Here is a 9,277-nt window from a genome sequence, read left to right on the forward strand (position 1 = left end):
CAACTGGTCGAACGTTACCAGCCACGCATCTGGCCCTTCTCCGACAAGATCACACGATCTGAGCAAGCGGTTAAATGGTGCCTGCTCGGATGAGAAATCCAGCTCAAACAGGACAGTAACGCCCTGCGTCCCGCTGTCGACACCTGCGCAATGGTGACGCGGAGCCTCACGGGATGCATTCCCACGCAGAGCGTGGGAACAATCAGTAACCGGATTTTTGCTGTCAAGAGTCGCCCACCCACAAGACCAGGAAAATTCCTACATATTCGTTACACCAATACCAAGACGCGTCCTACGCGCAATACGGAAACGTCTTATTTTCAGCGCGTGTCAGTTTCCCCAAAGCTGTCGAGCAGTTGAACGAGGGATGGAAATGAAGCCTCCCCGTATGTTCTCAGGGAGGTCTGAACATGAACACCATACGAACCGTTTTCTTCAACCACACTCGCCACAAGTTCACCATCCACCGGTTCAACGCCGTCTTCGACGTCCTGGCCTTCGAAGGCCAGGAACACCTCAGCCAACCCTTGCTACCGCATCGAATTCACCTGCGCCGAGCAGGACCTCAGCGCCGAGCAGATGCTCAACAAGGACGCCCGTTTCAGCCTCTACTCCCCACCGGCCAACCCCCCGTACCGATTACCGCAATTCCGATCAGGCGCACCTGGCTAATCGCGGATTGCACAACCACCCCTCTCGAGTCCACGACGAGGTAAGCCAACCCACATCGCACACGGATCACCGAGGCCTGTATGCCTCGGTGATGGAAGGAATCAAAGAGCAGGAAGGGAAAACACAATGAGCCAATACGAGATCGTGACACCGGTCGCACTCCAGCATACCCAAGAGGTGACCTGTACTCCGCCCTGGTATGTGCGCAATACCGAATACCCTCCCGCGATGGCAACTTACCAGCCGTTGATCAATGGGGAAGAAACGTTTCGGGCTGTGCACCTGGCCATTTCAAAGGCCAAGGCAACTATCGACATCATCTGTTGGGGGTTTCAGCCGTCGATGTATTTCATTCGCGACGGCATATCGCCGCGCATCGGTGAAATACTGATGGCCATGGCTCGGGAAGGCGTCAAGGTCCGGATACTCGGTTGGGAGATGCCATTCAATACGGCAGGCAAAGCCGGAGAAGCCAACCTGCCCGGAAAAGGCCCATTCCGATACTACGATCGGGAGATGCAACCCTCCACGGATGAACAATACGCTTATGACCGCCAGTGGTTTGCCAACTGTTCGCTGGCCGACAGCATAGCCGCGGCGCATGTGGCAGCTCGCAGCACTCCAGTGTTCGTCAGTCGCGGTTTCAGCGTGTTTGAAAGGGCTGAAATAGCCCATCAGGCGATGTACAAAAGTCTCGACCCGAAGATCAGTGCCACCACGCAATTCGTCCTGACGGCAACAGCGACCCATCATCAAAAAACCGTCCTCGTTGATTATGAACTGCCGGATCGTGCCGTCGGTTTCGTGATGGGCCACAACATGCTCGATGAGTACTGGGACACCGATGACCATTCGGCACTGAACCGTGACAAGGACACCAAGCCAGCCCCCGATAAGGGCCCGCGTGGCGATACCCCACGTCAGGATATTTCAAGCCAGGTCAGCGGACCGATCCTGGAACACCTGCACCACAACTTCGCCAGCGCCTGGCGCAAGGAAACCGGCGAGAATTTGCTCGCCTCACGCCAAGCCATGCAAGTGGGGCCGCAATTGCAATGCACCCCGGACGCCACCCGACAAATCGCACAGATCCTGCGCACCCAGGCTCAGGAGGGCAAGCGGGATATCGAGAAGCTTTACCTGCAAGCCGTCAACAACGCGACCCAATTCATCTTCATCGAGAACCAGTACTTCCGCTGGCCACCCCTGGCCGAATTGATCAAGGCCGTCGCTGCCGGCCAGACCAAGGCCGGGCGCGACCCCGCCATTCATGGGCACTTGCACCTGTTTGTGATCACCAACGCCAGCGAGAGCGGCATAGGCTCTGGCACCTTGAACACCCAGCGCATGCTCGAAAGCCTCGGGCGCGGCGAAACCATGCCTGCAATCACCAAGTTGCGCCGTATCGAAAAGGCAAAAGCTGAGGCTGCCGCACAGGAATCCGGTCTGAGCGAACGTCTTGAACGGCATGCCCTGATCACGCTGACAAACCTCACCGACGCATTGGGCGGAACCGAGCTCAGTGACAAGGCCAAGGACGATCAGCGGAGCAAGGCCTGGATGAACGATTGGCGCAAAGCCGAACTTCAGAGCCAGATCGAGGCAATCGAGAACGAGACTTTTGCCAATCTCCCGGAATTAACCGGCCTGAAAGTCCACGTGTGCTCACTGGTCGCCCCCGACTCACCAGCGGGCAAGGACTGGATGCCGGTGTACATCCACTCCAAGTTGATGATCGTCGACGACGTGTTCACCACGCATGGCTCGGCGAACATCAATACCCGCAGCATGCAGGTGGATAGCGAACTGAACATTGCGCATGAGTGGGCGAGTGTGACGCAGGCGATGCGGCGGCGGTTGTGGGAGGTGCATACGAATGGATTGGGCGCGCAGGATGACCCGGAAAAGGCGTTCGAAGCGTGGGAAGAAATCATCAATCGGAATAAAGATTTTCATTCGGAACAATTGACCCCCTACGCCCCCCTTGTCGAGTTCTATTTCGGCGAATCCGACCTGTCGAACCTCGACTGATGCGCCGGCTCTTGTTGCTGTCATGCCTGCTGCTGGTCGCCTGCGACACCAGTAATCCTACTTCTACTTCGACCGAGAAAATGCCCTTGAACCCTTTAACTGAAGCCAAGGCCAGGTTGGCCTTTACCTGTGTGCACGAGCAGATACCCGAGGCCTCCGCCGAGGCCGATGTGCTATTTCGCTACGCGCGCTGGTTGCAAAAGAATAACCAACTCAGACAGGACAAGACTGTCGATGGAGAGATTGAGCGTTTATATCGCATCGCCAGTGAAAACGGGCACTACAAGGCCAATATCAACCTGCAGAACGGTGCGATGCGTGGTTTCTTCAAACTCCGTGGTGAAGAGCACTTGCGCATGAGTGAACAACTGATCAACGCGGGAGTGGCGACGGGGTATTACTTTGTCGGCATTTTCCTGAAGAACGGTTCGGCGGGGCTGCAGAAAGATCACGAAAATGCGTTGCGTTACTACCGCAAGTCCGCCGACCAGGGTAATGCGCAAGGCCAGGCATATATCGCCGACAAGTTGGCGCCGATTGACATTGCACCGGACGTTGCTCGGCAGATGCGCCGTTGCGCCGCTGAACAGGGAAACGGCAAAGCTGCAAGAGCGCTAGGGGTTAATTTATCAACGAAAGGGCGTTATCAGGAAGCGCTCGAAGCATTCCAACTTGGGGCAACTGCCGGTGACAGTACTTCGGCTTCTTTTTTGAGCAAAGGCTTCCGTGGTCCGGCGCCGGATGATCGGCTGTACTACCTGGGCCAACAGGAAGACCTCGAACGCGCCGAACGCTACGAAAAAATCTGGAAAGTCCTCTCGGGCTACTCCCACGCCAATCCCAAAGTCCCCGAGATCAACGAGATCGTCCCGCTGCCACCCGCCGAGTTGCCCGCCTGGGACGGTAAGCTGCACTGGGTGGAAGAACGCCTGGCCAATGTCCCGCCAGAAAAACCCAGTGAAGCGCTGATTCGTCAACTGGCCAAGGCCAAAATCCTCGAACCCACTACCGGCCGACCGCTGCCGGATTCTCCCGGCTTCATCCAGGCTACTTCCCCCAGGCCGACCTGCAACAGCGGCCGAGCCTGCCCGCAGACTGGCTACTGGAAAGCCGATATAGGTAGCCAGTTTTTCTCGCGCCTCGAAGGTGCACAAATTCGCCGTTTCGAGAAGGGCGAAATCCTGCCAACAGTGAGAATCCAAACGCGCCACAGCCGCTTCTTGCTCGCCGACCGAGTGATCGTCGAAGAGGAAAATATCAAATGGAGACTGTTCGGAGAAGCCTGAGTATTTCCTGATGGGCAGGGTGCAACTGGTAACACGCACGACTCACACCTTAGAAACAACACCGCCAATTCCGGCAACTAAAAAGGAGCAGCATAATGAGCAAGCATGAAGCAGACGATAAAATAACGTTCGAGATACATACGCCGGAAATCGAGGTGCCAGCTGGTAAAAGCGTACTTCATCTAGACGACGAAAATAACGTCCTTGGCGGTCAGGTTTATGGTCACGTCATCGAAAAAATTGAGGGCGGCATGAAAGTCACGCGCCCGGACGGGGCAACGATGGTTATGCGGCAGGGAAATGTGACCATCGAAAATCTTGTCCCTAAATTAATAGGGATCAGGAACTTGTCCGAGATTGAATCATTCGCTGTGCGAACACAGGATCAGACACGTATTTATCGCGTAGATTTTTTTGGCGGAGGCCATGTCGAAGTCACCTATTCACAAGACGGCCAGGTCATGGAAGTCACCGGCCAAAACCTCATACATTCACTTTCCAAGGACAATGAGATTGTCGTTAGCCAAGGTGATTCGGCCACTGGGCAAACGCATTGAATCAAGAGAAGCCTCGATAGATGCCGAACAGGCTAGCAAAGATCAAAAGATCGCAGCCTGCGGCAGCTCCTACAGAGTGAATTTCATTAGGCGATTCCTTACGCCTTCTGATGTTCACTGTGTAGGAGCGAGGTTTACCCGCGAACGCTGGTCCAAACAACTAAATACTCATCACCATCTGCCCACTATCAACACGCAACTCGACCCCATTGATCGCCCGCGCCTCGTCGCTGGCCAGGAACAGCACGCTGGCCGCCACATCCTCGGGGCGGCACATGCGGTTCATCGGGTCGCTGTCGATGGTCAGGCGGTTGGGGTCGACGCCTTCGGGGAAGCCGCCGCGGGTCATGTCGGTGAGTACGCCGTCGGGGTGCAGGGTGTTGCAACGGATGCGGTATTTGCGTCGCCGGCACATCACCGCCACCGAACGCGATAGCGCTGCCACCGCGCCCTTGGAGGCGCTGTAGGCGAGGTAATCGTCGCGCCCGGCCAGGGCCGCGATGGACGACAGGTTGATGATCGAGCCACCGTTTTCCTTCATCAACGCGATGCCTTCGCGGCAGCCCAGGAACACGCTGTCGGCGTTCACGCGCATTACTTTGTGCCAATCAACCAGGCTGGTTTCCTCAATCGAGCCGGCGATCAGGATGCCGGCGTTGTTGACTAGGATATCCAGGCGGCCGTAGCGCTCGCGCACATGGTCGATGACCTGGCGCCACTGGTCTTCGCTGCTGACGTCGTGGCGGATGAAGGCGGCCGTCGGGCCGATTTCAGCCGCCAGGGACTGGCCGGCTTCGACGTCCAGGTCGCTGATCAGCACCTGGGCACCTTCGGCCGCCAGCAGGCGCGCGCTGGCAGCGCCGATGCCCTTGGCGCCGCCGGTGACCAGCGCAACCTTGCCGTGAACTCGTCCGTTGTTGCTGGTTTGCTCGAGGGTCATCATGGGGTCTCCTGTGCGAGGGTGGTTTGCGGTTGCTGGTTGCGCGTGCGGGCGACGGCGGCACCGGCTCGACGGCCGGAGAACACGCAGTCGGCCAGGGACAGGCCACTGATGTACAGGTGCGAAGGGATGCCCAGGGCACTGCGCCCGGCTGCGTACAAGCCACTGATGGCCTGGCCTTGTTGGTCGAGTACCGCGCCGCTGCGCTCATCCACGCGCAAGCCGCCCAAGGTCAGGGCGCCCAGTGGGAATACCGGATTGGTCACCGAGATATCGCAGGCATAGAACGGCCCCTGTTCCAGCACCTGGCGCCCGCCCTCGGACTTGCCGAACGGCTCCGGCGCCTCGCCACGGGCGGCGGCGTTGGCCGCCAGCACCGAGTCGCGCAGCACGGCGGGGTCCATGGATGTCGCACTGGCCAGCTCGGTCAGGCTCTTGCCCTTGCGCACCTTGAACAGCATCAGCGCCAGGGCCGGAAAACTCTGGAACCACCAGTAGCCGCCGAACAGCGCCTCGCGGATGGCTTTCCTGCGCAGCGGCGCATCCAGTACCAGCCATGCCTTGCCGCCCTGCTCTTCCATCAAGGGCTGGCCGAGGGTGGCGCCGTAGACTTCTTCGTTGCAGAAGCGCCGGCCCTCGCGGTTGACCACGATGCCTTTGTGCCAACTGTACGGCGGGTTGATGAAGCGCCACGCCGATACCCGCTCAAGTCCCGCCCCCTGGCCACCGACACTGGCACCCAGGCGCAAGCCACTGCCATCGCAGCCGGTGGCGCCGACCTTGAAGTTGCGCCGGAACTTCGGCGCGTGTTGTTCGAGCAACTGGCGATTGAAGATGAAACCCCCAGTGCTCAGGATCACCCCATGGCGCGCCCGCACCCGGCGGGGCTGGGCGAAATCGCGTTCGAGTTGGCAGACCTTCTTGCGCAGTTTGTTGCAATAGCCAGGGGCGAAGTTCTGCAAGCGTTCGGCGCGGGCTGCCAGTCGTGCATGCAACTGTGCTTGCTTGCTGCCTGCGGGCATGCACCAGAACTCGGCACCCAGTACCCGCCCCCGGGGATCGGTCACCAGTCGTCGCGCCGCCGCCTGCAACAGCGTCTTCGCGCCGGCCTTCAGGCACGCGGCCTTGAGGTGGGCAAACAGCACCGCGCCGCCCTGGCCCTTGCCCACGGTGCGATGCCCTCGTGGCGCAGGCGGCAAGGGACCGCCGTGGTCGGGCACCAATTCGTTACCCGAGTAATAGAGGAAGTAGCCGTCGGGCGGGTACGAGGTCTTGCCCCCGCCCGGTGGCATCTGGTGGGCGTAGGGCGCGCCATGGCTTTCCAGCCATTGCAGGTTGCTCACGCTGTCGGCACAGAAGCGCCACAGGGTATCGTCACTGACCACACCCCGAGTCTCGTGCTTGAGGTAATCGAACATGGCTTCGGGGCTGTCGTTGAAACCCGCCGCCTGTTGATGGCGCGTGCCGCCACCGGCGTACACCACCCCGCCACTCTTGGCACTGGCACCACCGCCGGTGAAGCGGTCGGCGATCAGCACGTCGGCACCGTGGGCCCGGGCTTCCAGCGCGGCGCAGGCACCGGCCGCGCCCCAGCCGACGACCAGCACGTCGCACTGCTCATCCCAGGACACGCTATCGATATCGGCCACTTGCAAGGGTGGCAGCACGTCGGTGCTGGGGAGGTTATCGGACATTGACATGCTCCCTCCTATCGCTGGCTGGCCAGGTGGTTGGCGGCGACATAACCGAAGGTCATCGCCGGCCCCAGGGTGCCGCCGGCGCCCGGGTAGCTGGTGCCCATCACCGACGCCGAGCAGTTGCCGATGGCGTACAGGCCGGCGATGGTCGAACCGTCATCGCGCACTACCTGGGCATGTTCGTTGGTCAACAGGCCGCCCTTGGTGCCGATGTCCCCGGCGTCCAGGCGCATGGCGTAATACGGGCCTTTGCGCAACGGCGCCAGGCATGGGTTGGGCTTGATGTTGCAGTCGCCGTAGTAGCGGTCGAAGACGTTGCCGCCACGGGCGAAGTCGAGGTCCACGCCGCTCTCGGCGTAGCCGTTGACCTTGTTGACCGTGGCTTCCAGGCCAGCGCTGTCGACGCCGATCTGCCGGGCCAGGCCGACCAGGGTGTCGGCTTTCCAGTACAGGTTGTTGAGCCATTCCTTGCGCAGGCGACTGTCGGGCATGATCTGGCCAGGCATCAGCGGACCCATGGCGTAGTTGAAACGGAAATGGGCGTCGAAGATCACCCAGGCCGGCACCGATTTGCCGCCGGTTTTCTGGTTGTCCTGATGCATGGCGTCGACGAATTCCAGGTACGGCGCCGCTTCGTTGACAAAGCGTTGGCCCAGGCCGTTGACCACGATCGCACCGGGGAACGCACGCTCGGCGAAGATCCCCCGGGGCTTGTCTTCTCCCGGCACGGCAATGGTCGGCGCCCACCAGGCCCAATCCATCAACGCGGTGGCCGCGCCCTGGGCCATGCCGGCTTCCAGGGCCGCGCCGGTGTTGTTGCCGGGAGGCGTCGCGCTCCAGGCCTTGCGGGTCGGCTTGGGCAGGTACTGGTCGCGCAGGACCTGGTTTTGTTCGAAGCCACCGGAGGCCAGGATGACCCCCAGGCGTGCATGCAGTTGCAGTTCGGCGCCGTCACGCCGCACGGTGACGCCGCTGACCCGACCGTTATCGCTGACCAGGCCGCAGAAATCGGTGTTGAGCCACAGCGGCACGTCGCGGTCCATCAGCGAGCGACGCAACGAGGCCACCAACGAACTGCCCAGGGATGCCCGGCGATCCATCTTGCTCTTGCGCCGCCATTTGAAGTCCAGCTTGTAGCGCAGCATCAGCTTCATGATCAGCACGCGCCAGCCAAAACTGCGGGCCATGGCCTTGTGCGCATCGCGCGCGGTCCAGGCGATGCGCCCCATCAGCAGGGTCGAAGGCGACGGCTTGCGCAGGTTCGCCAATTCGTCACCCAACAGGCTGGTGTCGAACAGCTCCGGGTCGAGGGTCCGCCCACCGGGTAGTGCCCCCGGCAGGTGCGGATAATAATCAGGGTACTTCGCCGCCACCGCGTAGCGCACCCGGCTGATTCGGGTGAGCTGTTCGACCATCTTCGGCGCGTTGTCCAGGTAGGCACGCAGGCGGGTTTCATCGACATGCTCGCCTGCCGCGGCCTTGAGATAGGTCAGCGCCGTGGCGTAGCTGTCGTTGCCGCGCTGACGAGCGAAGTAGTGGTTGTTGGGGATCCAAATACCGCCCCCGGAGATCGCCGAGGTGCCGCCGTACTGGTCGCTTTTCTCCACCACCAGCACGCGCATTCCCTGGTCGGCGAGGAACACCGCCGAAGTCATCGCACCTGCGCCCGAACCGACGACGATCACGTCGTAGTGGGTCTGAGACTGAACTTGAGCCGTCATTGTTGTTATGCCATTAGCTGAGGTCAGGAAGAAACCGCCGACCACGCAGGGTGCGCTGGCGGAGTGCAGCCCATGATCGGGGCTGCGGGGGGACGGGCTCATCGTCAAAGTGGACTAGGGGGTGGCCTGGTCGTGCATACCCCCTGTCAGTCATGTGCTCCCACAGGGGAGTACCGCCAGACGCAAATCCCGGCAACGCCCAATAAAGCTGTAGGAGCTGGCTTGCCAGCGATGAGGCCGGCACAACCAACATCTTCCTCGCCTGACACTCCGCCATCGCCGGCAAGCCGGCTCCTACAGCGATCACCGCCAAACGCAAATCCCGGCAACGCCCAATAAACCTGTAGGAGCTGGCTTGCCAGCGATGAGGCCG

Annotated in this window: 7 protein-coding genes; 3 read left to right on the forward strand and 4 right to left on the reverse strand. The window is 60.6% G+C overall.

Translation table 11 applies throughout. The annotated features are described in order from the left end of the window. Positions 1 to 320: 320 nt before the first annotated feature. A complete protein-coding gene (locus ACYP2Q_RS31225) occupies positions 321 to 524 on the reverse strand; it encodes a hypothetical protein (protein WP_459734055.1) in 204 nt (67 codons plus the stop codon). Between the two features lie 274 nt (positions 525 to 798). Here ACYP2Q_RS31225 and ACYP2Q_RS31230 point away from each other — a divergent pair, with 274 nt between their 5' ends. The 3 genes from ACYP2Q_RS31230 (at position 799) to ACYP2Q_RS31240 (ending at position 4,546) form a co-directional block, all read left to right on the forward strand. Then, on the forward strand, positions 799 to 2,703 hold the full coding sequence (locus tag ACYP2Q_RS31230) for a phospholipase D-like domain-containing protein (protein WP_459734057.1): 1,905 nt from the start codon (positions 799 to 801) through the stop codon (positions 2,701 to 2,703). Continuing rightward, the gene (locus tag ACYP2Q_RS31235) at positions 2,703 to 3,989 is read left to right on the forward strand and encodes an SEL1-like repeat protein (protein ID WP_459734059.1); all 1,287 of its coding nucleotides are present in this window, start codon (positions 2,703 to 2,705) and stop codon (positions 3,987 to 3,989) included. The genes ACYP2Q_RS31230 and ACYP2Q_RS31235 overlap by 1 nt, the downstream gene beginning before the upstream one ends. 95 nt (positions 3,990 to 4,084) lie before the next feature. Then, positions 4,085 to 4,546, forward strand: a complete 462-nt coding sequence (locus ACYP2Q_RS31240; RefSeq protein ID WP_459734060.1) for a hypothetical protein — start codon at positions 4,085 to 4,087, stop codon at positions 4,544 to 4,546. A gap of 160 nt (positions 4,547 to 4,706) precedes the next feature. Here ACYP2Q_RS31240 and ACYP2Q_RS31245 read toward each other — a convergent pair whose 3' ends face one another. From ACYP2Q_RS31245 to ACYP2Q_RS31255, 3 genes are read right to left on the reverse strand one after another with little or no spacing between them, the layout of a single operon-like run. Then, positions 4,707 to 5,489 carry an SDR family oxidoreductase gene (locus ACYP2Q_RS31245; RefSeq protein WP_459734062.1) on the reverse strand — a complete coding sequence of 261 codons (783 nt, stop codon included), beginning with the start codon at positions 5,487 to 5,489 and terminating at the stop codon, positions 4,707 to 4,709. Then, entirely contained in the window at positions 5,486 to 7,186 is a 1,701-nt protein-coding gene (locus ACYP2Q_RS31250) for an FAD-binding protein (protein WP_459734063.1), read from the reverse strand. Before ACYP2Q_RS31250 ends, ACYP2Q_RS31245 begins: the two co-directional genes overlap by 4 nt. Positions 7,187 to 7,194: 8 nt before the next feature. Beyond that, positions 7,195 to 8,904, reverse strand: coding sequence for an FAD-binding protein (locus ACYP2Q_RS31255; RefSeq protein WP_459734064.1), 1,710 nt, complete (start codon positions 8,902 to 8,904; stop codon positions 7,195 to 7,197). Positions 8,905 to 9,277: the final 373 nt, after the last annotated feature.

Source organism: Pseudomonas sp. MHK4 (assembly GCF_054600775.1).

Bases quoted from the DNA above. Each gene is read 5' to 3' on its own strand.
- ACYP2Q_RS31230 (WP_459734057.1), top strand. From the start codon at position 799: ATGAGCCAATACGAGATCGTGACACCGGTCGCACTCCAGCATACCCAA.
- ACYP2Q_RS31235 (WP_459734059.1), top strand. From the start codon at position 2,703: ATGCGCCGGCTCTTGTTGCTGTCATGCCTGCTGCTGGTCGCCTGCGAC.
- ACYP2Q_RS31240 (WP_459734060.1), top strand. From the start codon at position 4,085: ATGAGCAAGCATGAAGCAGACGATAAAATAACGTTCGAGATACATACG.
- ACYP2Q_RS31245 (WP_459734062.1), bottom strand. From the start codon at position 5,489: ATGATGACCCTCGAGCAAACCAGCAACAACGGACGAGTTCACGGCAAG.
- ACYP2Q_RS31250 (WP_459734063.1), bottom strand. From the start codon at position 7,186: ATGTCAATGTCCGATAACCTCCCCAGCACCGACGTGCTGCCACCCTTG.
- ACYP2Q_RS31255 (WP_459734064.1), bottom strand. From the start codon at position 8,904: ATGACGGCTCAAGTTCAGTCTCAGACCCACTACGACGTGATCGTCGTC.